Here is a 25,474-nt window from a genome sequence, read left to right as displayed (position 1 = left end):
ACTTTCTTATAAGTCACTTTAGCGGAAAAAACAAAGCCACGGTGTGTTATCACCGTGGCTTTATCTACCTCAACGCCGTTTCATTTAGCTAATTCGTTTTAACAACCACTTAGAATTTGAAACGCGCGCCTAACGCCCAACGGGCTTCATAGATATTTTGGAAGGCTTTTTGGTCTTCAAATTCGACGTAAGTTTGTTGAATTTCTTCCAGCACGTTTGAACCATTCAGGTAAACAGACCATTGGTCGTTCACGTTATAGGTCACATTAACGTCCATTTGGCCGTAATCATCTTGATAAAGGGATTGCATTGCAGTCGCCGGACTACCCGCAGTCATCAAACGAGATGAGCGGAAGTTGTAAGCAACACGCGCTGAAACCACTTCATTTTCGTACCAGGCAACAAGGTTATAGGTGTTTTTAGAGTTGTCGTTAAATGGCAACTCTTTACCGCCAAAACCTTTAGCTTCCTGCGAGCTTTCAGACATAGTGTAGTTAACATCGAAACCCATGTTGGTCAGTACAGGCGCGTCAGTCACATCACTCAATGCCACTTTTGCAGCAAGTTCAAGGCCTTTTACTTCGCCGCCTTTACCCTGAACTAAAGAGGTGAACTGCCATGGACCACGACGAATACCGTCAGCATCCGGCTCGTCGAGCATTACAGTACCGCCCTCAACAAAACTATCAATCTCGATCAGGAATAAACCGGCACTTAGCATTGAAGCGCTACCCAAATACCATTCCGCTGAAATATCAAAGTTCTCGGAGCGGGTTGGATCAAGATTAGGGTTACCATTTAGGTTACCGCCGTTAACACGCATACAACCACAATCGTTATTGAACACACGACCTACCGATTTACCGCCGCCCCATTGCAAAAGATTAAGTGGTTGCATCCTTTTGCTGTAAGCAGCGCGAACTTTTACATCGTCGGTCAGATCAGCAGCCAAGTTTAAGGACGGCAAATAGTCGGTATATTTACGATTGGTTACTACATCACCTAGGTCAACGTTGGTCCCGGAATGCGGTAATTGCTCACCCACTTCATTGGCCTTGATGCTGAGATCAGTTTCAACCACTTTCAAGCCGAAGTTACCACTAACAATTCCTTGCTCAATGTTGGCTTGCAAGAAGTAACTGGACTCACCCAATTCAACGCCAAATGACTGACCAGGATTGATGAACTTTTCTTGAGCACCGAACACTTTTTCTTGAAATGCGAGCGAGTTGTCAAATGTACGCGGATCAATTACCCACGCACCCGGTAAACCTTTCACACCACCGAAATCATCTACCCACATCACTTTATTGTGTTCGTCCAAACGAGTTGGCTGTAACAACGTGTAGTTGACAAATTGGTTGTTGTAAACTTTGCCAGTTTGATCAACCCCGGTAACCAGCTCGCCTTGCGCCAAGTCTGGATCACAGGCAACGGCGGAACCTGCAAACTGGTCAACTGCTTTCCACTGCGCCGCACAACCACCGTTTAACTTACCGAAATAAGAGAACTGCGCAGTTTCAACAGTGCGCTTGCTATCGCGGAAACCAAAATCAACACTGGAAATAAAGGGAGTATCAGTGAACTCGTAATTCCAACGGGTGCTGAAGGTATCCATTGCTCCCACGTCGTCAGTGTTATTTTCAGACGAGAATGCACCAATATGGTAGGAGTCCACATCAGCCATATATTCGGCAACGGTACGCTGACCTTTTCCTCCATTCACAACCTGATCAAAACCGGAGAAGGTTGGGTGATCACCCGCCACGTCGTAACCAATACGGAAACGGCTTTCAATACCGCCAGGTGCGTATGCGGCAAAACAACCACCATTTGCACCCACCACTATGTCACCACGAGAGGTATCGCATTGACTGGCAGGAATCAATCCACCAGGGCCAGTCACGATTGAGCCCTTATCAATACTCAGCAGGTCGCCTTCGCCATATCCGTGACGCATAGAAGCATCAGCATCCGCACGAGTTACACGCACTTGACCACTCAGGGCGCCATCGTTGTCGTAATTCAACTCCAGATTGGCATTTTGAGAAGTTTCGTGGTTGTAGTTTGTTTGAGCAAAAGATTGTAAGCGATAAGGTTGCGCACTGAACGCTGTCGCTGTGCGCCATTCCGCACCTTCGTAAGTGAAGCTGTCACCGCCATATTCAGTAGCTGTAGCGTACTGTGCAAACGTCTGCCACCGGTTATTTTGTGAAACGCCCGCGCGGCGATTCCAACGTTCCTGATCGCTGTAGAAGTAATCAGCAACTAATTCAAAACCTTCACCTAAATCGGCTTGGAACGATGCATTCAAGCCATCACGGTGCCGCTCTTCTGCTTTATGGAAAGCGGCGAAACCCTGTGGAACCAAGTGATGAATGTTTGGATCACCCAGCGGTGTCTCACCCCAGGTGTGGCTATTATTGGTAGCGCCAATGCCGCCATTTTCAGAAGTATCGAAGTAACCATTGAAATCCGAGGCCAAGTTTTTCTCGGTGGTAGCTCCAGCTAACAGGAAACCAACACGGTCGTTTTTCCAGTTAACCAATGCCGTTACTGTTGGATCATTTTCTTTGCTAATAGAGCCTTGGTCTAGTTCGCCAGTCGCAGCAAAAGTCCATCCATCATCCATATCAAAAGGACGGCGGGTTTTCAGATCGATTACACCGGAAATACCTGATGCGTTTACGGTTGCAACGGCAGACTTCATGATGTCTGCGCCAGAGAAGAGCGTTGAAGGCAAATCTCCAAAATCCGCGGCAGACTGATCGATAGTGGTAGCGCTCAGGAAAGTTTCACCATTAAGCATCGTGCCAACATTGCCCAGACCGCGAATTTGAACCGGACCACCTTCCCCTGCTGTGCGTGTTACTTGAACACCAGGAATACGTTGCAAAGAGTCAGCGATGGTTACATCCGGCAATTTGCCAATATCTTCTGCCGATATACCATCAACTACAGAAACTGCATTGCGTTTTGTATTAACGGCACTCTCTTGCGCAGCGCGAACGCCCTGCACTACTACTTCCTCTATATCGTCTTGCGCCTGAACGCCTGAAGCAAGCATTGCCAAGGTTGCTGCTGAGCCACAAAGTATGACTTTGCGGTTCACCATGCGGATTGCATCTCTTAGTGTATTTGTCATGACTATCCCTCTAACTATTTTAATGTTGATAGACCCCAACAACGCGACGGAACAAAAAATGGACAACGTTGTCGCTGCTAACCTTAAGGCCAACTGGACAACGTTGTCAACGGCGGGTAGATTCGAAACACTTAAAAAATATTTATATTTTTCAAATAGATATAAAATATTTTGAACAATGCGCGGAATCTATTTACAAAAAAAAACAGTTACAGCGCTGAGGGCTCGAGGATAAATATGGACGAGGATATGGAAAGCGCAAACGAGGGATAGACGCTTAAGTGCCAAAAAGAAGGGAAGCCCTTCTTTTTGGCATCGAATAAAACTATTCAGCTTTGTTGCCTTTGGCATTGTTTAAATGATCCACCGCCAATGCCAAAAACATGTAATTGGCCTCACCGCCACCCATCACATATTCAGTTTGTTGCCAGAAGAAGGGCCAGATTTTTAATTCCGGCAAGTCGGGGCGAATCAGTGCCGTGCCAGAAATAACGCCGCCAGGAATGTACGACCAGTCTGCGCGGTTTACCCCGTAGGCAACGGTTGCTGAATTAGCGCCCACACCCGAGGCAAAACTTTGAGTGTTATCGCCGGGGTGAACACCCAAAATAAAATTGAGCGCATTCACGAAGGAATCGGTCCCCGCAAACTGCGGCCAGGATTTGTGGAAGAAATATTGTTTAACACCGAACTCCTGAATATTCCAACCCGCGCCCCAAATATTCGGCTTGTAAGGAACGCCGTAGGGCGATTCCGTTTTGGCGCGCTCGCGCACTTCCAGTTGATACTTTTCTACGGCTTTATTTATCGCATGGGTAAATTGTTCGTCCTTTATGCCCGGCATAACACGGCCAATCGCCCAACCGGTTTCGGCTATATCTTTTACCACTTCTGTTTGCAAACTAATTAATTCTTTGCGATAGCTATCGTCATTCGTTGCAAGAATCAATTCAGCGAGTGCATAAATACGCACATCCTGTTTTTTGGTATTGGGCGCAGCTATACGATAAATGTTTTTTGCCGCTTCTAATGCTTCTTTTGCCATAGTGGGATTGTAGGTTTGCAATACACGCGCAGCAGCGGCCAAACCACCGGCAACATATAATTCACGCTCGGGATTATTTTCGGTAAATACCCAGCGGTCATCGGGTGTGCCGGATTTTCCATTTTTCACTTCGCCATCTTTAAGCGATGCGTCGTATGGCAGATTATCGGTTTGCACCATGGCATCGCCCAGCAATACATATTGGCGAATGGTCGGTTCGATAATACCGCGATACAAGCGCCCCATGGATTTGTACCCGCCAAGCACACTTAGCAACCCGTGTTCAATTTGTTGCAGCGCATCATTTTTGCCATCGGCGACATGGATCTCTACCAATTTTTTCTGTTGGTCGATTAAAGTTGCATCGTGACTGAGCCCGAACTCTTCAATCATACTCGCGAGCAACCAGATGGTGCCCATTTGTGATTCCACGCGCAGATCGTAATCGCCCGCATCGTGCCAACCGCCCGCATCTAAACCCGGCACCCGCTCACCCGGTTTGAATGTGGTGCGCGTTGTGCCATCAGAAATATAGCCGTCGATATGGTTAAAATTGAGCGGCATCATGAGTGCATCGTCCTGATGATCCAGGCCGTGCCATACGCGGTATTTTTCATTCACGCGCATATGGCACATCTGCACTGGTAAAAAATATTCGAGCGTAGGCTGCCATGCGTGACGCGACAACACATCATCGCCAATTTTAAATGCGTGCGAAGTTTTATCGCGGTAGCTAATTTGGTACATACCCGGCTCGGTGATGCTGGAGAAATCGTGAGTCATATATTGGTAGCGCAGAAAATTTCCCCAAGGTTCAACCTTGGTTTTTTTGACCAGCGTTTTACCTGTTTCACTTAATTTGAAAATTTTTATTTCAGAGGCTTTAGTATCGCGCTTGTCCTGTTCGATGACGACTTTTTTTAGCTGCTGCGACCCATAGCCTAATTGCGATACTTGAATAACAGGTTCGTAAATCCAATTTTTTATTACATGAGGAGTGACAATCCATTCCAATGCGGCAATAGTTTTATCGGCGGGGATAACACCACGCACTATGTACCAACCGTTGTTGTGATTTGCGCGGCCATCCCATAACTCCAAGGAGCCGGTTTTACTTTCAATGGTCATGCGCTGTTTGTCGCTATCCGGCGCCACAATTAATTTATTGCCAGCGGCAAGTGGCGCTGTTAAAAATTCGCCGTGTGGATTAACCAAGGGACCATTGGGTTGTTGCGGAAAAATTCCAGCGTTTTTATCCATCAGCCAGGATTTTCCAAATAATTCACCGGGAAATAATTCAAAATTAAATCCGATTTTCCCCACCCATTCCTTCGGTAGCGGTTTTTCCAAATCCACGCTGATTTTAAATTGGTTGTTATCCAGCGCAGTTACTTTTACTTCATAGGTAAATTTCAGATCGGGATAAATAATCGGATTAAAGCCTTTGCGATCTTTACTCGGGTCAGGATAGGAAAGTGATTGGGTGATCGTCTGCGTTTTTTTATCAACCGTTTGTTTGCCGCCCACGGGCACCGGCGACCACTGCCCCGGTGAAATTTCCAAGCGCAGATCGCCGTTGGCAGCGATACGGCTGCCATGTTGAATAACGGTTACACCGGTCTGGTGTCCATCGGGATAAATATCGCTAAACACAGTGACATTAAGCCCCTGCATTTCAAAATAATCTTTATCGTTAATTGCCAACTCATCAGCGAAGCTGAGGGAAGAAAATGCAATAGCAGAAGTAAGCAGGCTCCAGGTAAAAAAAGATTTTTTCGTGGAGTTTTTTATAGAGCTTTTCAGAGGACTTTTCATAGGTGAATGCCGTTTTGTTATTTGTGCGAGCTGTTAATAAGAAACACTTATTGTCAGATAGCGCAAAAGCATAAACCTATGCGGGCACAGAGGTGATAATAAATTTGTCGATATAGGTTAAATAATGTTAATTGATAAGCAGCGTGTAACGGCGTTACTGATAAACCACATCCTTATAGGTTGGTGCCAATTTGGCGAGTAGCCGGTTTTGGGTGGTCACCGGAATCCCGCACTGCTCCATCGCTAAAATCAAATCATCGACAATCGCATTAAATTCGGTGTTGGTATAGTTGTGGCCAGCGTGCACTAATTGCATGTTATCGCCCTTGTATTCACAGGGGCCACCCACCGCCGCACAGACATAATCCGACATGCCTTTTTTAAACTTGCTCATATTTGCGCCTTTGTAACGATGTTTGACGCGTTCATCTTTAGCGATTACCAAAATAAGCTGGTGGGTAATTTTAGTAATGCCTTCGTATTGCCCCAGCGCATCGTAAAGCGATTGCTCTGTTGACGATTGATTTGCACAGGCCATCAACAGAAAACTTACACAAAGCCCGATAAATAATTGTTTCATAATTAAAAACTCCCCTGCAGAGACAAGTACCAACCGGTTTGATCTTTAAAGGTCGCCACCTCACCCAGATCAACATAAGCCGCTACTAACGCAATACGCTTATTGGGAAACCAACCAATAAACGCTGTTTGCCAATCATCTTCTTTAATAAACGATAAATTATTTGGTTTTTGTCGATATTCGGTGCCCACTAACCAATGGCGATTTAACAGCACACCGGCGGAAACTTCAGGCAACAATTCTTTGTCATCATTTTTATCACCGCCAAAACCCACCAAGCCAGTTTGGTTGGCGTTGGTGTAACGCAAATTGGCATTGAGCAATAAATTGCGGCTGAAAAAACCACCGAGAATTAATTTGGTCGCCGTCAGATTCACATCGGTGCCTGAATCTTTTTTTGCGCCCACTGCGCCCGGCACAAAAAAATCCAGATTTTTTTTATGCTGCACACCAACACTGATTTGCGGCATTGGTGTATAAATCAAATCACCAATCACACGCACTTTGGCGGAAATAATACGCTGACTGATGGACCCCGTTGGCAAACTTAACGCCTCAGTGAGTGAATCGTGAGTCAATTTTTGTTGCACAAAAGACAGCTCAATCCGATTGCGCCAACTCCAGGCGCCACCCACTACTTCCAATTGGTAATCACCGGTATCCACATAACTGCCAAACGCAACAGCGCTCTGCTCCTCTTGCGCACCATAACCGGCAAGCACCGCCATGGGAACAATCCCGCCACCAGCTGCACCTTCAATTGTGCTTGCACCGCCAGTCGCTAATAAGCGGCTGCGTGAAATGCGGTCGTCGCTATTGAGATCTAAAGTAGCTGCATGGCCAGTGCAACAGAGCACAGCAGTTATCAATGCCAAAAACAATCGGTTCATAGTCATGATGTTAATTCCGCTAAATACTTGTGAACCCATTGGATAAACTCTTTCGCCGGTAAGGGTTTGCTGTACAGGTATCCCTGCGCCGTATCACAGCCGTAGCTTTTCAGCAGGGCTTTAATCGCCTCGGATTCAACACCCTCAGCCGTTACGCTTAAACCCAAGGTATGGCCGAGGTCGATAGTCGAGCGCACAATTAATTGATCGTCAGCACTGGTATCCAAATTTAAAATAAACGATTTGTCGATTTTCAATTCAGAGACAGGTAATTTTTTTAATTGCGACAGCGATGAATAACCAGTACCGAAATCATCGATGGATAAGGTCACACCCAAATCGCGCAGGCGACGCAAATTGTGCAGACATTTATCCGCTTCGCGCATAATTGCACTTTCGGTAATTTCCAGATACAAATTTTCTGCCGGAACTTTATGAGATTGCAGCAACTCCGCGACGTAAGCAGGCAAATCATCGACCAGTAAATCCAGCGCCGATAAATTCACTGAACAGGTAATTTTAATTTTTTCATCAAGCAACACACGTAGCTGGGCAATAGCGGTTTTTAATACCCAGCGCGTTAAAATCGTTATCTGCCCCGAACTTTCAATCACACCGATAAATTCATCCGGGCTGACAAAACCCATTTCTGGATGGCGCCAGCGCACCAGGGCTTCAGCGCCCAAGGTATCAGCACGCTCCAGATTTATTTTTGGTTGGTAATACAAACTGATGTGGCCTGCATTGAGCGACGATTCAAATTCGCGGAACAAATGCAAACGGCGCAAATGTTTTTCATCCCACCCCTGCTCATACCAACAGGTGCACTGTTCACTGCCACGCCCTTCATTCAACGCCAAATTTGCGCGGCGCAACAGCGACTCGGCCGATTCAGCATCCTGCGGATAGGTTGCCAAACCAATGTTTACCTCGACACTCACTTGCAAACCGCTAACCAACAACGGCGTTTTAAATGCGGCGTGAATCAGTTCGGCAAGTTCGGCAATGCTGTCGCGCTGCGCAGCCATCAGAATCGCTAAAAATTCATCGCTACCCAGACGCAAGACTTCGCCGTGCGTCAGGATGCGGGCAATTTTTTGGCCGACTTCGCGCAATACGGCATCGCCAATTTCCTGACTGAGTTCATCATTGATTTGGGTAAAATTTTTGATATCGATCACTAACAAAAAGACCGATTCTTTTAACGGACGCGAACGGGAAATTGCATCTTCCAATTCAGGGAAAATGCGTAAACGGTTAGGCAAGCCAGTAAGCGGATCATGCTCCGATTGATAAAGCACTTGCTGTTCGCGCTCTCCAATCGCCTGTTGCATGCTGATAAATGCACGCGCCAGATCGCCCAGCTCGTCCTTTGAGGTAACGGCAATGGGTGTGCTATAAAAACCGCCGGCAATTTTGCGCGCGATATCGGCCAACACCCTCACTGGATGTGTAACACTGCGCGCCAGAAAGAGCGCCGCAATTCCCGCCAATACTGAAAATACTAGCGCCAATAAAAACAACTGCACATTTAAACGCGAGAAAGGCGCCAGTACTTGGCTTAGTGGCACTTGCAATACCGCCAGTAAATCATTGTTTTGACGCGCGGCAGGCACCGCCAATGAAATCAGTTCATCGTATACAAATACTTCACCCTGTTTGTTTTCTGTTTGCATTTGTTGCAATAGATCTACACGGCTTTTTTCATCCTGTGTGCCACTGAGATATTGGTATTGTTTGCCATCGTGAATAACAAAGGATACTTCCAATCCAGTCAAACGTTGTAGCTCAACACTTAAATCCTGTTTGATTTCAAACCCCATTGCAGCAAGGCCGATAACAACGGGCGCTTTTACGGAAAACATTACAAATTGATAAGCACGACCATCAACAATAATAATGTCGTATGCCTGCCCGCGCACTTGTGCTTGCTCTTTGAGATTATTGAATTCATCGACAATTTGCAGGCCAAAGGTCTGATCGCTGGCAATTAATTTTCCATCGCTGGCAATCAGAATGCCTACGTCAGCTTTAACCCGTGCGGAGTGATTGATTAGGGCAGAGGCAATGGTTTTTTCATCGCTAGTGGCAACGGCATCTTTAAAACCAAAATCTTCAGTGAGCACCTTTACCGAGAGTGCAAGCTGCTCAACTTTTGTTTGCATGATGCGCGTAAATAATTCACCGCCTGATAACAGTTCAGCGCGCGCATTTTGGGTAACTGCTTTGTTGATCACTACGCGGGTAGCTACATACGAGATAGCCTCCAGTATCACAACCAGACCAATAAGAAAGGTAAGCAGTTTGAGCAGGTAACTAAATTTTGGCATGCAGGATTCTGCTTAGAATAAGTTGGAAAATTCGTCAACGGTTTCAGCAGTTTTCGCCGCCGACAAATTATTCACGGTGATCTTGTTATTCAGAGTTTGTGAATCATCCAAGGTAATGGTCGATTCAGGAAAATTTCCGCTCATCTGCGGATGATAAATTTGCACTTGGTATTTTCCCGCAGGCGCCGCAAGGCTAATATTTCCCTGCGCATCGGCAACCGCAAAATACTCTGTCTCTACAACATAAATATATGCCACCATGGAATCGTGGATATTACAGCCCAATACTACGGTGCCCGGCTTATCGAAAAGCACGGGTTCAGCAGTCATGCCGTGATACAAACGCAACTCGAATTTTTTTGCCGGAGAAAATGAATAGACATGGTGGCGCACATCATCGCTATTGGGGAAGCGCACCTGCGTATTTACGCGGATGGCCAACACTCCCGGCACAAACATATTTTGGCGCTGATCCATAATCGCGGTCGGCACAGCGGTGTAATCTATTTTTTGCTGTGGCACCAGGGCTGCAACCGCATCTTTAAGTGGATTGCCTTTGTCATCCACCACACTTAATTCCAATTGCGCCGATATACCAGGTGGCGACATTAATAACGCCGCCACCAGCAGAAGTTGACCTGTAAATTTACTATTCATAAACCTATCCTGTATGGATTTCATTGCCCAATTCCCGGCTAGCTTAGTTGGCAGCGATTGCGGCCATTGGATTTAGCGGTGTAAAGCGCTTGATCGGCGCGCTCAAACGCAGATTCCAAACTGTCATTGGTTTTAAATTCTGTCAGGCCCACCGATAAGGTGATCGACATAGGTTGCTCTTTATAATTAAACGCAGCGTTGGCAATTGCATCGCGCACTTTTTCCAATACAGTCAAGGCCGTTGCACTATCGGTTTCCGGCATAAGCGCGACAAATTCTTCGCCGCCATAGCGACAGAAAAAATCCACTTCGCGTAAGCGTTTGGCAATAGAGCGGCCAATCACTTTAATAACCCTGTCCCCCGCCTGGTGGCCGTAGGTATCGTTGATGCGTTTGAAGTGGTCGATATCAAAAATCGCAATGGTCAGCGGGCGGCCGTAGCGTTGCCAGCGCTGCACCTCCGCACTGGCGCGCTCATTGTAGGCTTCGCGGTTAGGCAACTCGGTGAGCGGATCATGCAAGGCTTTTTGGCGATGCGCTTCAAGAGTAGTACGATTTTTTTCCGCTTCGACTTCCATCGTTTTAATTTTTGCGCCGAGTGTTTGCAATTGCTCGGCTAAAAATTGTTGTGCCTGATCGGTTTGCTGATAGTGATCGATCACCTGACGAATATTACCCAGCTGGGATTTCACCGTATCCTTGAGTTGGTTGATATCGGTAGCACTGGTGGCGGTGACTTCCAGATCGTTCATTTCGCGCATCACGTCATCTTGCAGTTTGCGCGATGCAGCGCGTTCGTCTTGCGTATTTTTTACTGCGCCGCCGAGCAGCATATAAATTTCGGCCAGTTCCTGATTAACGTTTTTTAAATAGGTAGCAAAGGCTTGGTTGGCTGCGAGGTAGGCTTCCATCACCAGATCGCGTACGCTGTCGAGCAGCGGAACCAAACTGTCCACACTCACGCCTTGCTCCAGTTTCCGGCGCATCACCTCTACTTTGTTTTTAATCGCCGTTTCATTTTCAAGGCTGGTAAAAAACTGGTTGAGCACGCGAATAATTTGCGCGGAATATTCTTCTGTTAAATGACTAACGATAGGCTCTACGCTAGCGGATGGGGAATCGATCATCGGCGGTAAATCGGCGATTGCGTATTCATCCTGTTCGCCGCCAGCGTCGGCCATTTTTGGATTGGTTTTACTGCCGAGAATTTTATCGAACAAACCGGTTTTGGGTTGCTCGATTTCGCCCAACGCCTGTTGTTGGATTTTGGCGAGTTGTTGCAGGAGCGCAGGATAGAGGCGCACTTTTTTACTGCGCTGCGGCAACTGCGCAAGATAATCACTGAGTTCTTTTTTAACTCCGCGCGATAATTTGAAATGTTGCAGCGGTTTGGCTGCATCCATAATCGCCTGGCGAATATCCTGAGCACCCTGTTCGCGGTTTTGCTCAAATGCCAGTGCTGCCGTTTCCAGTTGGGCGAGAATACTGTTGAATTCTGTCGCGCTCATTTTGCTGCGCAGCTGTTCGCGCAGCTTGGCCATAATCTGGTCTAGTGTTTCATCCTGACCATCGGCAGCAATACTGAGCCGCACCAATGCACTGCGCAGCAATTCCTGCTGGCTGGCAAACTGCTTCTCTAGTTGCTCCTGCTCATCCAGCGCATTGAGATACTTCTCTCGCCAGTTGTTTTTATCACCAGAATTGACTGTCATAACGCGCTTGTAACCTATGGGCTAGGGCTGTCGGAAAAAACTATTCCTGAGTATAGCCAGTCATCGCTGATTCACCTTTTCCCTGACCCAAAATAACCCCAAGCGCAAAACCTGCCACCAATAAAAAGCCCGCCCCGGATTCCCGGCGCGGGCTTTTTAGACAGATATCCTATCGATTACTGTGCCGGTGCTTTAGTTCCGCGCTCTGCACGTGTTTTGGCAACCAGGAAATCGACCACTTTCAGCATTTCAGCGTGGCCGCCAGCCAAACGGGAGCTGACACGGTATTTACCTTCAACAACCATCTCAGGAGTGCCAGCTACTTTATAGCCGCGCGCGCGCGCTTCGGCTTGTTTGATTTGGCTGGTGACACCGAAGGAATTAAATGTGCTCAATGCCTTGGCTTTATCCACACCGTAGGTAGCAAAGAAGTCCGCCCATTGCTCGGCAGTTACGATTTGTTTGCGCTCTAAATGAAGGGCATTAAAAATTGCCATATGGGTTTTTTCTTTAACTTTCAATGCAATCGAAGTGTAGTAACCGCGGACCAATGGTTCCATTTGCGGATTCCACATAGCGTGGGTTTGAGCCAGATAAACATCTACAGCTTGTTTCTTTTCCCAAGCTTGTAACAGCGGCTCAAAGTCAAAGCAGTGCGAACAGGAATAAGCAAATACCTCGGCCACCTCGATTTTACTCGGGTCAGTAGTGCGCACTGCCTGCTCTAATACCTCGTAATGCTTGCCTTCCTGATACTCACCTGACGCCTCTTGAGCACATGCACTCAGGGAAAAAACCAAACCCAACAGGGCTACCAAAATACGCATAAATCGCTCCTCAGTACTTTTATTGTGAATAAATAATGTGTGTGAATCATGAATTCGGTTGAATGCCTGCGGCATTAGTCCTGTAAATGTTATCCAAGTTCCCAATCTGAAGCCGGATTCTCCAGCGCGCCGTTAGATCTGTAAAGCAAAGATACAAAAAAGGCGACCGAAGTCGCCTTTTTCGTCTTCATTAATCATCCTTTGGCGATGATTAATTTAACCCAGCAATAAAGTTGGCCAAGGCGATGATCTCAGCATCGCTCAGCTTGTCGGCTACTGAACGCATGATCATTTGGTCGCCATCGTTAGTACGATCACCCGCTCGGAAAGCACGTAGTTGCTTCTCAATGTATTCCGGGTGCTGCCCACTCAACCGGGGGAACCCGGCAGGGATGTTGCCTTTGCCATCGGGTGCATGGCAGCCAGTACAAGCGGGCACACCAGTGGTTGGGTTGCCAGCGCGATAAATGCGCTCGCCCAATTCCAGGCCATCAACTTTAATACCCGAGTTCACTTGTACTTCGATTTTCTTGGAGCCAGACAATTGAGTGGTTTGGCTGGCAAAGTGCGCGGCTATATCGGCCAGATCTTGCTTGCTCATATTGACAAGCTGCCCAGTCATCTCTGGCACTTCACGGCCGGTAGTGGCTTTTTTGGCAGCATCTTTTTCCAGATCCCAAGCCTGGATATCAGTCAGCTGCTTAAGCAGATAACGCTCACCCAAACCAGCCAATTTTGGGAAGGTACCAAGGAGGCTATTGCCATCGGCACCGTGGCATGCGCCACATACAGCAGCCTTGGTTGCGCCTGCTGCCGCATCTCCCGCAGCCATAGCGCCCTGCGCAACTGCTACCAAACCCAGCGATAAAAGTGCATTTCTTACGATATGTTTCATTGGCTAATCCGATTGATCGATGAATCTGATTGTTATGCGTGCGTCTTTAACAGGCAAGTATACGTAGGAATTCGGCGGACGGTTCGCTTAATGGCAGGCCAACAAGCTACAATCGCACCTTAAATTCCACTTGATTCCGCATGAATCCTGCTTTTGGCGCGCACGGCGGCCGGTAAAAGCGGCGGCATTATATTACCAACGCGCTAATAACACACTATTTTGAAGGGTTATTATCTTGACCGAGATCGTATTTACCAAGGCTTATTTTACCAAGAGTGCCCCCAGCATCCGCGAATGCCCACCTGAGACTGGTTGCGAGGTCGCTTTTGCCGGCCGCTCAAACGCGGGCAAATCCAGTGCTATCAACGCATTAACCAACCAAAAGCTGGCGCGGACCAGTAAGACACCCGGCCGCACCCAGTTGATCAACTTTTTTAATGTGGGCAACGACCAGCGGCTGGTTGATCTACCCGGGTATGGCTACGCCAAGGTATCGCGCGATCAAAAAGAAAAGTGGCAACGGGATTTGTCGGAATACCTGCAAAAACGCCAGTGCCTGAAAGGCTTGATACTGTTGATGGACATTCGCCATCCCCTGCAAGAATTTGATACCACCATGCTCGACTGGGCGATCCGCGGCAATATGCCCGTGCATATTCTGCTGACCAAGGCCGACAAACTCAGCCGTATGCAGGCTAACAACGCGCTATTTGCGGTGCAAAAGCAGCTAAAACAGGCGAAGCTCGATGAGCTGGTGAGCATCCAGTGTTTTTCTGCGCTGAAATATGCCGGGCTCGATGAGCTCAAAGCAAAATTGCAGTCCTGGCTGGCGCCAGTGCCGGACCAAGGCAGCGAAGAAAGCGCATCCCAATAAAAAAATCCGATGATTTAAGTAAATCATCGGAAAAGAACTGGCACCCTTGGGGTGATGCCAGATGGGCTAGGTCGGAGAGACAAGACAAGTGCTACGAGAAAAAACGGCTCCATTAAACAAGTTGTAGCTATGACTTGGCGCGTCCCATGAAGTTCAGCAGAAAACGTAAAGCTTTGTAACTGCAACAGTTTTTGCACAATTCCCATTACGACGGGCCAAATTACAGGCAAAAAAAACCCCGATAAAATCGGGGTTGGCTTAGCTTTAAAATTACTTCGCGCTCAGCTGGCTTAAAAGCCATTAGGGGAGGAGTTAGCTCATGATCGTAAAACACACATAACTGAGACCCAGCCTTCTCCAAATTAGTTCAAACTATTTTTAAATAATTTGCACAATTTTTTGTTACTTCAGAAAACTCCTTTAAAAACAATCAGTTATGAATCTTAAATTGCGCATATATAGGCACAAATTAGCGTTCAACCACCAATCTGTTAAGAATCTGTTCATTCAGGCTGTGGCTTTTTTCCCGCACCGTCCAATAGCGGCATAAAGTCGGGCACAAAACTCACCTCAAGGTTATCCAGCAATGGGTTTTGAAGCGGGATAACTTGGCGCTTGCCTAGATCCACCAGAGCCAAACTGGGCAGGAAATGTGTTCCCCATAACGCCTGCAGCGATCCATCGGCGTAGGCGCGCTGCAATCCGAGTTCGATACGCTTTTTGGCCAGTTTGTTTTTACCATTCAAATAGAAAAACCGGGGCAGCGGATAAACCAGCAAGAATTGTTCATCAATATCAAGTTCCTTCAGCTGACTAAATTGCTCCATCTCTCCTAATATTTCATTTGCACCGCGACAAAAAAAATCAACCCGCCCTCCAATCACCATCAAGAACATGCCATCGTAATTATCGATCTCCTGCACTTTTAACCCGTTGTGGCGAAAAATAATCGTATCCGCCCAACCCACACCATGCGCAAAGGTGTATTGCCGTAAATCCTCAAGAGAGGTAATTTTTTTACCGCTCGCCTTGAGCTTGGGATTAATAAAACAGACGCGATAACCCAATACGCCCAAATCCATCGGGAAATTAATAAAATCCAATTTGGCGTGATGCGTCAGCGCCTGCTCGTAGCTCGTCTCAATAATCAAATTGGGGTAAGCATCATCGACCGCTGCTTTGAGTGCACGTGCATAGTTGCGCGGCGGTATAGGTCGCAGAGCGAAATTTCCATATTCCTTGCGCGTTTTCTCCAACGCAAGGCGCAACAATTCAGTGCTGTAAATGTGGTGTTTATCACCTTCAGTGAAGGGCGCGCGATGGCTGACCACAAATTCGGCCAGCGCCGGGGATGATGGCAGCAACAGCAATGCGAGATAACAAAACCATTTATTTTTCATGGTGCCTATTCCCTCCGAACTGATTGCTGCAATCGATCCAGTTTTTTAGTGCACCCGGATCAATTGTAGCGTGCGATTAATGTGCTTCATCCCAGTTATTACCTACTCCAGCCTCCACCAGCAGCGGCACTTTAAGTATAGCCGCGCCAGACATGCGCTCAATCAATCCTGCGCGCACTTGCTCAACTTGGGTTTCAGCCACTTCGAGTACAAGCTCATCGTGCACCTGCATAATGATTTTTGCATCGAGTTGCGTTTGATCGAGCCAGGCCTGCACTTTGATCATCGCCGTTTTTATAATATCGGCAGCGGTACCTTGCATAGGCGCATTGATTGCAGTGCGCTCAGCACCCATCTGCAGGTTTTTGTTTTTGGCATTGATGTCAGGTAAATACAAACGGCGGCCAAAAATTGTTTCTACGTATCCCTGCTCATGGGCGAGCGCGCGGATATTATTCATGTAGCGCTGTACACCTGGGTAGCGCTCAAAGTAGCGGTCAATATATTGCTGCGCCTCATTGCGTCCGACATGCAACTGCTTGGCGAGACCAAAGGCCGACATACCGTAGATCAACCCAAAGTTAATTGCCTTGGCACTGCGGCGCATTTCCGAAGTAACACCATCCAAACCCACACCAAATACTTCGGCCGCGGTAGCGCGGTGCACATCCAAACCTTTTTCAAACGCGCTGAGTAACCCGGCGTCGCCAGACAAGTGCGCCATAATGCGCAACTCAATTTGCGAGTAATCCGCTGCAACTAACTTATAACCTTTAGGCGCGATAAACGATTGGCGGATGCGGCGCCCTTCTTCAGTTTTAATCGGGATATTTTGCAAGTTCGGGTCTTGCGAGGACAGCCGCCCGGTAGCGGCTACAGCTTGATGATAGCTGGTGTGTATGCGACCAGTGCGCTTGTTGATCACCAAGGGCAACTTGTCCGTGTAAGTGGATTTTAATTTAGCCAGGCCGCGATATTCCATCAATACTTTTGGCAGCGGATAATCCAGCGCTAATTCTTGCAAAACTTCTTCTGCAGTTGATGGTGTGCCCGTAGGCGTTTTTTTCAGTACCGGCAATTTTTGTTGTTCAAACAAAATCACACCCAGTTGTTTGGGCGAACTTAAATTGAATTCCTGCCCGGCGATATCATAGGCTTTGCGCTCCAATTGCACGAGGCGCTCGCCCAGTTCAACACTCTGCTGACCAAGCAGTTTGGCATCGACCAATGCGCCATTGCGCTCAATATGTGAGAGCACTGGCAAGAGCGGCATTTCAATAGTTTCAAATATCGATTTTAATGGCGCAACTTTTTCCAGCTGCGGCCAAAAAAATTGATGCAAACGCAAAGTGATATCAGCATCTTCAGCAGCGTAATGACCTGCATCTTCCACTTTTAATTGATTAAAAGTGAGTTGTTTTACACCTTTGCCAGCAATTTCTTCAAAGGTTACTGTTTTATAATCGAGATAGTTTTGTGCAAGGTCATCCATATTGTGGCGACTGCCGATGGAATTCCACACATAGGATTCGAGCATGGTATCAAATTGAATACCGCGCAATTCAATACCATAGTTAAGCAGTACACTGCGATCGTATTTTAAATTCTGGCCAATTTTTATTTTTTTTGCATCTTCCAGGATTGGTTTTAGTTCTTGCAGCACCCACTCAAGCGGTAATTGTTCCGGTGCGCCCATGTAATCGTGAGCGCAGGGAATGTAAGCAGCAACGCCCGCTTCAATCGCAAAACTCACACCGACAATTTTTGCATCCATAATTTCCAGCGCAGTCGTTTCGGTATCAAAGGAAAACTGCGCGGCGTGTTGCAAACGTTTTAACCAATCAGCAAATAGGATTTTATCGGTAATAATGTCGTAATTGGTTTCGGAGGGTGCTGTAGGTAATTCTGATGACAGGTTATTTTCTGTACCCGCATTTTCTTCGCACACCAGCGGTAGAGCGGTCGCAGTAGGCGATACATTTTTTTCATCGTCTATTTCTTTAACCCAGCTTTTAAATTCCAGATCTTCGAACAATTCGCGTAGACGATTCCGGTCAGGTTGGCCGCAATGAATAGCTTCAGGAGCAATAGCTAATTCCACATCAGTTTTGATAGTGGCGAGGCGATAGGATAAATAGGCCATCTCGCGGTGTTCAATTAATTTCTCCGGCATAGTCTTCGCGCCACGAAATGAAAGCGTGCGTACGTTTTCAAGATCGGCATAAATCGCGTCAAGCCCACCGAGCCCCTGGATTAATCCCTGTGCAGTTTTTTCGCCGACACCGGGCACGCCGGGAATGTTATCGACCTTATCGCCCATCAACGCGAGGTAATCGATCATTAGCTCGGGGCCAAAACCGTATTTGGCATTGACGCCGGGAATATCCAATACCGTTTCGGTCATGGTGTTCACCAGAGTGACGTGCTCATTCACCAACTGCGCCATATCTTTATCGCCAGTGGAAATCACCACTGGCATTTGCAGCTCAGTCGCCTGACGCGCGAGCGTACCTATTACATCGTCGGCTTCCACTCCTTCAATAACAAAGAGCGGCAGCCCCATTGCCTGCACTATGTCGTGAATCGGTTGCACTTGCGGGCGCAGGTCGTCGGGCATGGGCGGGCGATTGGCTTTGTATTCAGCGTACATGTCATCGCGAAACGTCTTGCCTTTAGCATCAAAAATGACGGCTATGGGGCTGCGCGGATAATCCTTCAGCAAGCGGCGCATCATATTGATCACACCTTTAACTGCGCCGGTGGGCTGACCTTTGGAGTTGGTAAGTGGGGGTAGCGCATGGTAAGCGCGGTAGAGGTAGGAAGATCCATCGACAAGCACCAAGGGTGCGACAGTTTGAGTTTCAGTCATAGTCAATATCTGCAATAAGGCGGTTTTTGATGGCCGCAGGATACACCAAACCCTTGCTTGCCGAGCCGCAACACCTGGGCATCAGTGACGCCGGTAACATCTTAAATGCCAACCAAGCCAAAAGTGTTACCTGCGAGAAGATGTGTTACCAGGCGCCATACCTCATGAAAAATTTACCTTATAACGCTAAGTTTCGGTATTTATTCACATTTTATAGTTTTGTATAGCTAAAAAGTTTAATTAAGGGCTAGGCAAATCTAAAAAGTCTGTTACTATGCGTTACATAAGGTAACAGATCGAAAATACCAAAGACGTTTTGTTACCGAGTAACCCTTAACTCAAGACAAAAAGGTTGCTCACAAGGCAACTGAAATTTTCAAACCATCGGAGGAACCCACGATGAAAAAGACCGCACTGATATTTGCAACTTTAGTACTGACCGCCACCAGCGCTTTTGCTGACGAGGCCATTAACACCGAACTGACTCTAGCTGCAGCCGATTTAGGCGTTAAGACAGCTTGGGTTGAAACCCAGGAAGACGCGGAAGCGCGTATTGCTGAAGAATTGGCTGCCAAGACTGATGTGTTGAACGAGAAAGCTAACGCCAACCTCGAACAAAAATTGGAAGCCAAACTTGCACAAGAGTTCGCTCTTTAATTTTAAGTTGTAGCCGCAGCGATTAGTCATCGCTGCAGTGAGTTTTCTTTAAGCTGTTGTTTTGATTGGACTATCTCCCTTATTTTCTCCTCGTGTATTAGCCCTGCATTTGACCTTATAACTTTTTGTTTGGTCGCTGCGGGGCTCTTTTTTTGTACCAGTCACAAATTTGTAATTTGCTTTTACAGTGGCGCCTAAGCCCCTCACGGTGTTTATTTCTTGACCTAGAATCGAACTGTGAAGCTGAATTACTGGACAGCTTCCTCGCGAAAAACGCGCCCAACCGCTTATAACCGCACTGGAGGATGTCATGGACACCTTAATTTTTTCCCAAACCGCTATCTTTCGCATGCAACAATTGGCGAGCTGTGTTTATCACAAAACCGGGGTTCGCCATCGCATGGCTACACAGGATGGCATGTTGGCGTTGTTGCGGGAGGCGGGTGCATCAGCTGATCGAGATATTCGTCAATACTACGACTCGTTCGTCATGGAATTGAATAAGCGTCAATTGGATATGCTGGAAGCGCGCGATGTCAGTATGCGTAAACCCTTCTACGCCTCAGTGACCACGCCGATCCGCAAGGCAGGTTAAAAAGCTCTGGCCGAGTTGTTGTAGCAGTTGTTGATAGCTGGATACCTGTTGTTCACCGATGGGATCCAGCAGACCGATACGCAGATTGAGTGTTTTTGCCAGCTCATCCATCCCCTGCGCTTTGTAGTATGGCTCCATAAATAGACATTGCCCCTCCTTTGCTAGCACCTCCCGTAACTCCTGCAGATGTCGTGCGCCAGGCCGCCGCTCGGGCGTGTAGGTCACATAAGCAACTTGATGCAGGCCATAACGCCCAACAAAATGCCCATAGCCCTCATGGTAAACCGCAAAACCCATAGTCTTTACCGGCTCCAGCTGCTTTGCCAACTGTTGATCCAATAATTGTACCGATGTAGCGAAACGCTCCGCATTAGTGCGGAAGACTGAAGCAAACTCAGGCTGCAATTCCCCCAAACGTGCCGCCAATACCTGCGCAATCAGCACAGCATTGCGTGGATCAAGCCAAATATGGGGATCATGCCCAACATGGACATGGTTGCTGTGATGATGATCGCCCTTCACTGCTAACGGCCAGTGCAAGCCGGTTAACTCATAACTGGTGATTAACCTATTCGCAGGAAGATTGGCGAGCGGGCGCGCAAGAAAACTCTCCAATTCCGGCCCGACCCAGAGCACCAAATCCGCGGCGAGCAAGCGTTTGTGGTCAGACATTTTGAGTGGATAGTCGTGCGGGGAAGCCGTAATCGGCAAGAGGGTGACAACGTCGGCCTGGTCACCGGCCACTTCCCGTGCGATAAGCGCCAGCGGTTTGATGCTCGCCAATACCTGCAATTTCGCCTGTGCTGGCACCGCCAATAACAACGCCAGACTGATAAGCGCCAAGCCCTGCTGGAAAGAAACCCCGCAATACCGCATAACCCAAACCAATCCCGTAAATACATGCCAGATGAAAGGTTATAGAGTAACATAGCTGAACGTTTACATCGCCCTCTACCTGCTCTATCCAACCACTTGCCCGGGCGCATCTAGCCAGAGAAATTATGGAACACACCCCCATCGCCTGCAGCCATCATGACCATAACCATTGCATTAGCGATGCGCTTGAAGCCGCTCGCCAGCTCTGTGTAGGTCGCGGGGTGCGGCTCACCGATTTGCGTTTACAGGTGCTGGAACTCATCTGGCAAAACCACAAGCCTCTCGGCGCCTATACATTGATGGAGATGTTGGCCAAAGCCAATACCCGCCGCGTGGCGCCGCCGACAGTGTATCGCGCCTTGGATTTTCTATTGGAGCAGGGATTGATTCACCGTATCAACGTACTCAATGCGTTTATCGGTTGCCCTTCACCGACAACCAAACACCAGAGCCATTTTTTGATATGCCGTGCCTGTGGTATCGCTATCGAACTCGACCAACCGCAACTCAGCCAACAGATTATTGGCGTGGCGCAGGACGCTGGATTTCAGGTGGAGAGCCAGTCGCTGGAAGTCTCCGGCCTCTGTGCAAACTGCGCGGGTAACACTGAACATGACGGGCATGGGCATGAGTGATTATTTGATCAAAGCGCGCGGCTTGGGTGTGACACGCAATGGCCGCCAGATTTTACAGCGCGCCGATTTAACCCTGCGAACGGGCAAGATTGTCACCCTTATTGGCCCCAATGGCGCGGGCAAAACCACTCTGGTGCGCGCCGTACTCGGACTGATCAAAGTCGATGAAGGCGATGTTCTCAAGGCGCCAGATCTACGCATAGGCTATATGCCACAAAAACTCCATATCGATGCCAGCCTGCCACTGACTGTGGCGCGTTTCCTCGCATTAGGCGGTAAAGCGCGCGCAGATCTAGCCGAGACTCTGTCGCTGACCGGTATCGATAAGCTCATTAACATGCCCATGCAATCACTCTCCGGCGGCGAAACCCAGCGAGTGTTACTGGCGCGTGCACTCTTGCGCGATCCACAGTTATTAGTGCTGGATGAACCTGTGCAAGGCGTAGATGTGACCGGGCAATCGGCGCTCTATGCACTGATCAACGAGATCCGCAACCGTCGCCAGTGCGGGGTGCTACTGGTATCCCACGACTTGCATTTGGTGATGGCGACAACCGATACGGTGATCTGCCTTAACCAGCATGTTTGCTGCGAGGGCCACCCGGAACAGGTGACTAACGACCCGGCCTATCTTGCACTGTTCGGCGAAGCTGCAGGTGCGGCCAATCCGCCGCAAGTGGCGATTTATACCCATCACCATGACCACCAGCACGATGCACACGGCAACGTGATCCACGCCAAACCCGGCGGCTCTGCCCATATCCACACCAGCGCTTGCGGACACGATCACCATGCCTGATTTTTTATTGCTTGCTCTACTCGCCGGTATCGCGGTAGCACTAGTAGCCGGACCGCTCGGCGCCTTTGCTGTCTGGCGTCGCATGGCCTATTTCGGTGATACCCTTGCCCATTCCGCCCTGCTCGGTGTGACTTTTGGTCTGTTACTGGATATCAACCTCAATCTCGCCATCGCCCTCGGCTGTCTGCTGCTGGCCCTGATTCTGGTGGCACTACAGAACAACCGCTTCCTTGCTACAGATACCCTGCTGGGGATTTTGTCCCACTCCACTCTCGCGCTCGGGCTTGTTTGCGTGAGTGTTTTCAGTGAAAACCGCATCGACCTTATGGCGTATTTGTTTGGCGATATCCTCTCGGTCAGCCAAGGCGACGTGATTAGCATTTGGGTTATTTCGCTGGCGGTGATTGGCGCCCTTATCTGGCTCTGGCGCCCGCTGCTGGCAATTACGGTGCACGAAGAATTGGCGCAGGTGGAAGGCGTACCCGTGACCCAGGTGCGTACCGCTTTGATGCTGCTAATGGCGCTGGTAATTGCTATCGCGATGAAAGTAGTGGGCGTACTACTGATTACCGCGCTGTTGATTATCCCCGCGGCCGCCAGCCGTCGCTTGACCCATACACCTGAGCAGATGGCGCTGGTATCTAGCCTGCTCGGTGTCATCGCCGTACTGGCTGGACTCGCGGCATCCTATTGGTGGGATAGCCCCGCCGGCCCTGCGATTGTGCTCTCCGCCACCCTGTTGTTCAGCCTCACACTGCTGAAAAAACAACAGACCTAAGGCGCCGATTCAGGCCTCCGAGGCTGTCGTTTTGTAAGCCAAATCGCACAAACTTTAGCGAGAATTGCGACTATTATCACATTCGGGATTCAAGGATACTGGTCAACATCCCGCCTTGACACAAACGTAAAGTTTGGCGGCAAAATCAGCAAGGACAACGCCTACATGACAATTTTAAATATCGGTAACGAAGCCTTTAACAGCACGGAAGTTGCCGAAAAGGTGCAAAACGACATCAACTTTTTGCTCGCGCGGATTGATCATTTGCGGCAGCAGCCAAACCCCAATCCCGTGGTATTGCATACCTACCAGGAAATGCTGGAAAGCCGTCAAGCGGTATTGGAGTGGTTAGTGCACGACCAAGCCCCGATCCTGACAGCGGCACACAACGGCGGCTAGCTGTCACCCAAAGTTCATCAAAATGTTGCGTTTTCGTCACATGGTCACCGCAGACTTGGGTGAAACAGCTACGGAAACGCACTATGACTTCTTCCGCCAATGCCCTTGTTGCGCCCTTGCCTGTTGCTGCCAGCAGCGACTATCTGGATAGCCCCAAACCTGCCAGCTACCTGATTAACGCCCGCACTGTGTGGATCTCGGATATTCATCTGGGTTTCCGCGACTGTAAGGCCGATTATTTGCTCGATTTCCTCAACCACATCCATTGCGACACCCTCTATCTGGTGGGCGACATTGTGGACTTGTGGTCGCTCAAGCGTCGCTTTTGCTGGCCGCAAAAACACTATCAAGTGATGTTGAAATTCTACGAACTGGCTGCCAAAGGCGTGCGTGTGGTGTACGTACCCGGCAACCACGACGACCCGATCCGCCACTTTAGCGGCCAGTTGTTCGGGCCGATTGAAATCGCGCGCGAGCACGAGTATGTGACGGCCGATGGCAAACGTCTGCTGATCATGCACGGCGACGCAATGGACGCCTATATCAACCATAGCTGGCTTAAGCGGGTTATTGGCGACCACGGTTACGAGTTGTTATTGTTTATCAATCGCTGGTCAGACCGCTTCCGCAAATTGCTGGGACGCCCCTACTTCTCGCTCGCCGGGTTAATCAAAAGCAACATCAAAGGCGCCAAAGCGGCGATTGCCACCTATGAGCGGGAGGCCATTGCCGAGGCCAAGAGACGCGGCTACGACGGCGTGGTCTGCGGTCATATCCACTACCCGGCACTGCGCGAAGAAGGCGGCTTACGCTACGCCAACTGCGGTGATTGGATCGAAAACTGCACCGCGTTAGTGGAAGATCATCAAGGCTGCATGCGCCTGCTGCATCACAGCGATAAGATTCATTGGCAGGAGTTACAGAGCGCCTAAGGTTTAACGATAGGGATTCAGGTTTCCAGTGCCTGCATGGTAACAGCGGCGATAAAGCCAGCAGCGGCAATCAATCCTGACAGCTCATGGGTTTCGGCAAAGGCTTCGGGGATCATAGTCTCCACCAGCATCGCAAAAATGCCGCCGGCGGCGATGCAGGTTATCAGCGCTTTGATGTGCCCGGGCGCGCCGCCAAAAAACACTGCGCCGATAATCGCAAATACCCCCGATAAGACTGCCATACCACCCCAGAGCCGCAACATAAACCAACCACCATGGCCGGCACGGCGCATACCGGCAGTACTGGAAAGCGCTTCAGGAATATTGGAAATAAAAATAGCAGCGATAGTGGCAAGGCTGAGTTTGCCACCACTGGCAACCAGCAAGCCTATCGCAATGGATTCGGGTAGACCATCGAGCAAGGTGCCCGCCGCAATCGCCACGCCGGTATTGTTCGCCGCCGGTTGCTGGCTGTGGGAACGTTTGCGATGTTTGACGCCGGATGTATTCAGCCAGTGGTTGATCAGCGAAAAACCCGCTGCACCCAGCATAAAACCACCCGCAATCCAGCCCATAACCGCTTCGGCCAAAGCACCATCTACCAAATCAAAACTGAGCGCCGCAAATAGAACGCCACTGCCGAAAGCCATGATGTAAGCGACAACTTTGGGAGGAAAGTAGATAAACCAGCCCAATGCCGAACCCAGTAAGAGTGCGCTGGCGGCGATAAGCCCCCAAGCGCCAGCCTCCAGCCACAGCGGCAT

The 25,474-nt window shown here is 48.8% G+C and carries 21 protein-coding genes; 8 read left to right on the top strand and 13 right to left on the bottom strand.

The genetic code is table 11. The features are described 5' to 3' along the window. Nucleotides 1–109: 109 nt before the first annotated feature. The 9 genes from B4E62_RS09815 to B4E62_RS09775 form a co-directional block, all read right to left on the bottom strand. On the bottom strand, nt 110–3,145 hold the full coding sequence (locus tag B4E62_RS09815) for a TonB-dependent receptor (protein ID WP_310068718.1): 3,036 nt from the start codon (nt 3,143–3,145) through the stop codon (nt 110–112). Between the two features lie 325 nt (nt 3,146–3,470). Further along, a complete protein-coding gene (locus B4E62_RS09810) occupies nt 3,471–6,005 on the bottom strand; it encodes a glycoside hydrolase family 9 protein (protein ID WP_331351924.1) in 2,535 nt (844 codons plus the stop codon). Between the two features lie 154 nt (nt 6,006–6,159). Further along, nucleotides 6,160–6,585, bottom strand: coding sequence for a group 1 truncated hemoglobin (locus B4E62_RS09805; RefSeq protein WP_310068723.1), 426 nt, complete (start codon nt 6,583–6,585; stop codon nt 6,160–6,162). Between the two features lie 2 nt (nt 6,586–6,587). After that, nucleotides 6,588–7,481 (bottom strand): DUF3034 family protein, encoded by an 894-nt coding sequence (locus tag B4E62_RS09800; protein ID WP_331351923.1) that lies wholly within the window; start codon nt 7,479–7,481, stop codon nt 6,588–6,590. Further along, a complete protein-coding gene (locus tag B4E62_RS09795) occupies nt 7,478–9,805 on the bottom strand; it encodes a putative bifunctional diguanylate cyclase/phosphodiesterase (RefSeq protein ID WP_331351922.1) in 2,328 nt (775 codons plus the stop codon). The genes B4E62_RS09800 and B4E62_RS09795 overlap by 4 nt, the downstream gene beginning before the upstream one ends. A gap of 12 nt (nt 9,806–9,817) precedes the next feature. Then, nucleotides 9,818–10,462: a methylamine utilization protein gene (locus B4E62_RS09790; RefSeq protein ID WP_331351921.1), complete on the bottom strand. Its 645-nt coding sequence runs from the start codon at nt 10,460–10,462 to the stop codon at nt 9,818–9,820. 38 nt (nt 10,463–10,500) lie between these two features. Then, the gene (locus B4E62_RS09785) at nt 10,501–12,174 is read right to left on the bottom strand and encodes a diguanylate cyclase (RefSeq protein ID WP_331351920.1); all 1,674 of its coding nucleotides are present in this window, start codon (nt 12,172–12,174) and stop codon (nt 10,501–10,503) included. Nucleotides 12,175–12,350: 176 nt separating this feature from the next. After that, complete coding sequence (locus B4E62_RS09780) at nt 12,351–13,001, bottom strand: thiol:disulfide interchange protein DsbA/DsbL (RefSeq protein WP_331351919.1); 651 nt, start codon at nt 12,999–13,001, stop codon at nt 12,351–12,353. 211 nt (nt 13,002–13,212) lie between these two features. Continuing rightward, nucleotides 13,213–13,896 (bottom strand): c-type cytochrome, encoded by a 684-nt coding sequence (locus tag B4E62_RS09775; RefSeq protein WP_310068736.1) that lies wholly within the window; start codon nt 13,894–13,896, stop codon nt 13,213–13,215. A gap of 235 nt (nt 13,897–14,131) precedes the next feature. Here B4E62_RS09775 and yihA point away from each other — a divergent pair, with 235 nt between their 5' ends. Beyond that, on the top strand, nt 14,132–14,770 hold the full coding sequence (yihA, locus tag B4E62_RS09770) for a ribosome biogenesis GTP-binding protein YihA/YsxC (protein ID WP_331351918.1): 639 nt from the start codon (nt 14,132–14,134) through the stop codon (nt 14,768–14,770). A 503-nt stretch (nt 14,771–15,273) separates the two neighbouring features. Here yihA and B4E62_RS09765 read toward each other — a convergent pair. Continuing rightward, a complete protein-coding gene (locus tag B4E62_RS09765; RefSeq protein WP_310068743.1) occupies nt 15,274–16,170 on the bottom strand; it encodes a hypothetical protein in 897 nt (298 codons plus the stop codon). 76 nt (nt 16,171–16,246) lie between these two features. Continuing rightward, nucleotides 16,247–19,039, bottom strand: coding sequence for a DNA polymerase I (gene polA / locus B4E62_RS09760; protein WP_310068746.1), 2,793 nt, complete (start codon nt 19,037–19,039; stop codon nt 16,247–16,249). A gap of 399 nt (nt 19,040–19,438) precedes the next feature. Here polA and B4E62_RS09755 point away from each other — a divergent pair, with 399 nt between their 5' ends. Together B4E62_RS09755 and B4E62_RS09750 are read left to right on the top strand one after the other, a co-directional pair. Then, entirely contained in the window at nt 19,439–19,696 is a 258-nt protein-coding gene (locus B4E62_RS09755; protein WP_310068749.1) for a hypothetical protein, read from the top strand. Nucleotides 19,697–20,006: 310 nt separating this feature from the next. Next, nucleotides 20,007–20,291 carry a hypothetical protein gene (locus B4E62_RS09750; RefSeq protein ID WP_310068753.1) on the top strand — a complete coding sequence of 95 codons (285 nt, stop codon included), beginning with the start codon at nt 20,007–20,009 and terminating at the stop codon, nt 20,289–20,291. Here B4E62_RS09750 and B4E62_RS09745 read toward each other — a convergent pair. Further along, nucleotides 20,259–21,167 carry a zinc ABC transporter substrate-binding protein gene (locus B4E62_RS09745; RefSeq protein ID WP_310068755.1) on the bottom strand — a complete coding sequence of 303 codons (909 nt, stop codon included), beginning with the start codon at nt 21,165–21,167 and terminating at the stop codon, nt 20,259–20,261. The genes B4E62_RS09750 and B4E62_RS09745 overlap by 33 nt on opposite strands. 125 nt (nt 21,168–21,292) lie before the next feature. Here B4E62_RS09745 and B4E62_RS09740 point away from each other — a divergent pair, with 125 nt between their 5' ends. The 5 genes from B4E62_RS09740 (at nt 21,293) to B4E62_RS09720 (ending at nt 24,710) form a co-directional block, all read left to right on the top strand. Beyond that, entirely contained in the window at nt 21,293–21,802 is a 510-nt protein-coding gene (locus B4E62_RS09740; protein WP_310068757.1) for a Fur family transcriptional regulator, read from the top strand. Next, a complete protein-coding gene (gene znuC, locus B4E62_RS09735) occupies nt 21,795–22,601 on the top strand; it encodes a zinc ABC transporter ATP-binding protein ZnuC (RefSeq protein ID WP_310068759.1) in 807 nt (268 codons plus the stop codon). Before B4E62_RS09740 ends, znuC begins: the two co-directional genes overlap by 8 nt. Further along, complete coding sequence (znuB, locus tag B4E62_RS09730; protein ID WP_331351917.1) at nt 22,594–23,379, top strand: zinc ABC transporter permease subunit ZnuB; 786 nt, start codon at nt 22,594–22,596, stop codon at nt 23,377–23,379. Before znuC ends, znuB begins: the two co-directional genes overlap by 8 nt. A 165-nt stretch (nt 23,380–23,544) precedes the next feature. Further along, nucleotides 23,545–23,778, top strand: coding sequence for a hypothetical protein (locus tag B4E62_RS09725; RefSeq protein ID WP_310068764.1), 234 nt, complete (start codon nt 23,545–23,547; stop codon nt 23,776–23,778). Nucleotides 23,779–23,861: 83 nt separating this feature from the next. After that, nucleotides 23,862–24,710 (top strand): UDP-2,3-diacylglucosamine diphosphatase, encoded by an 849-nt coding sequence (locus tag B4E62_RS09720; protein ID WP_331351916.1) that lies wholly within the window; start codon nt 23,862–23,864, stop codon nt 24,708–24,710. 17 nt (nt 24,711–24,727) lie between these two features. Here the strand turns inward: B4E62_RS09720 and B4E62_RS09715 are convergent, their stop codons facing one another. Continuing rightward, nucleotides 24,728–25,474, bottom strand: a complete 747-nt coding sequence (locus tag B4E62_RS09715) for a ZIP family zinc transporter (protein WP_331351915.1) — start codon at nt 25,472–25,474, stop codon at nt 24,728–24,730.

It is taken from the genome of Cellvibrio sp. UBA7671 (assembly GCA_002483145.1).
GTDB lineage: Bacteria > Pseudomonadota > Gammaproteobacteria > Pseudomonadales > Cellvibrionaceae > Cellvibrio > Cellvibrio fibrivorans.
Note: the sequence above shows the minus strand (reverse complement) of the source record. Positions and strands in the feature narration are given on the sequence as shown.

Bases quoted from the DNA above. Each gene is read 5' to 3' on its own strand.
- B4E62_RS09795 (WP_331351922.1), bottom strand. From the start codon at position 9,805: ATGCCAAAATTTAGTTACCTGCTCAAACTGCTTACCTTTCTTATTGGT.
- B4E62_RS09800 (WP_331351923.1), bottom strand. From the start codon at position 7,481: ATGACTATGAACCGATTGTTTTTGGCATTGATAACTGCTGTGCTCTGT.
- B4E62_RS09740 (WP_310068757.1), top strand. From the start codon at position 21,293: ATGGAACACACCCCCATCGCCTGCAGCCATCATGACCATAACCATTGC.
- B4E62_RS09725 (WP_310068764.1), top strand. From the start codon at position 23,545: ATGACAATTTTAAATATCGGTAACGAAGCCTTTAACAGCACGGAAGTT.
- znuC (WP_310068759.1), top strand. From the start codon at position 21,795: ATGAGTGATTATTTGATCAAAGCGCGCGGCTTGGGTGTGACACGCAAT.
- B4E62_RS09775 (WP_310068736.1), bottom strand. From the start codon at position 13,896: ATGAAACATATCGTAAGAAATGCACTTTTATCGCTGGGTTTGGTAGCA.
- B4E62_RS09780 (WP_331351919.1), bottom strand. From the start codon at position 13,001: ATGCGTATTTTGGTAGCCCTGTTGGGTTTGGTTTTTTCCCTGAGTGCA.
- B4E62_RS09745 (WP_310068755.1), bottom strand. From the start codon at position 21,167: ATGCGGTATTGCGGGGTTTCTTTCCAGCAGGGCTTGGCGCTTATCAGT.
- B4E62_RS09715 (WP_331351915.1), bottom strand. From the start codon at position 25,474: ATGCCGCTGTGGCTGGAGGCTGGCGCTTGGGGGCTTATCGCCGCCAGC.
- B4E62_RS09790 (WP_331351921.1), bottom strand. From the start codon at position 10,462: ATGAATAGTAAATTTACAGGTCAACTTCTGCTGGTGGCGGCGTTATTA.
- B4E62_RS09765 (WP_310068743.1), bottom strand. From the start codon at position 16,170: ATGAAAAATAAATGGTTTTGTTATCTCGCATTGCTGTTGCTGCCATCA.
- polA (WP_310068746.1), bottom strand. From the start codon at position 19,039: ATGACTGAAACTCAAACTGTCGCACCCTTGGTGCTTGTCGATGGATCT.
- B4E62_RS09755 (WP_310068749.1), top strand. From the start codon at position 19,439: ATGAAAAAGACCGCACTGATATTTGCAACTTTAGTACTGACCGCCACC.
- B4E62_RS09815 (WP_310068718.1), bottom strand. From the start codon at position 3,145: ATGACAAATACACTAAGAGATGCAATCCGCATGGTGAACCGCAAAGTC.
- B4E62_RS09810 (WP_331351924.1), bottom strand. From the start codon at position 6,005: ATGAAAAGTCCTCTGAAAAGCTCTATAAAAAACTCCACGAAAAAATCT.
- B4E62_RS09785 (WP_331351920.1), bottom strand. From the start codon at position 12,174: ATGACAGTCAATTCTGGTGATAAAAACAACTGGCGAGAGAAGTATCTC.
- B4E62_RS09720 (WP_331351916.1), top strand. From the start codon at position 23,862: ATGACTTCTTCCGCCAATGCCCTTGTTGCGCCCTTGCCTGTTGCTGCC.
- znuB (WP_331351917.1), top strand. From the start codon at position 22,594: ATGCCTGATTTTTTATTGCTTGCTCTACTCGCCGGTATCGCGGTAGCA.
- B4E62_RS09750 (WP_310068753.1), top strand. From the start codon at position 20,007: ATGGACACCTTAATTTTTTCCCAAACCGCTATCTTTCGCATGCAACAA.
- B4E62_RS09805 (WP_310068723.1), bottom strand. From the start codon at position 6,585: ATGAAACAATTATTTATCGGGCTTTGTGTAAGTTTTCTGTTGATGGCC.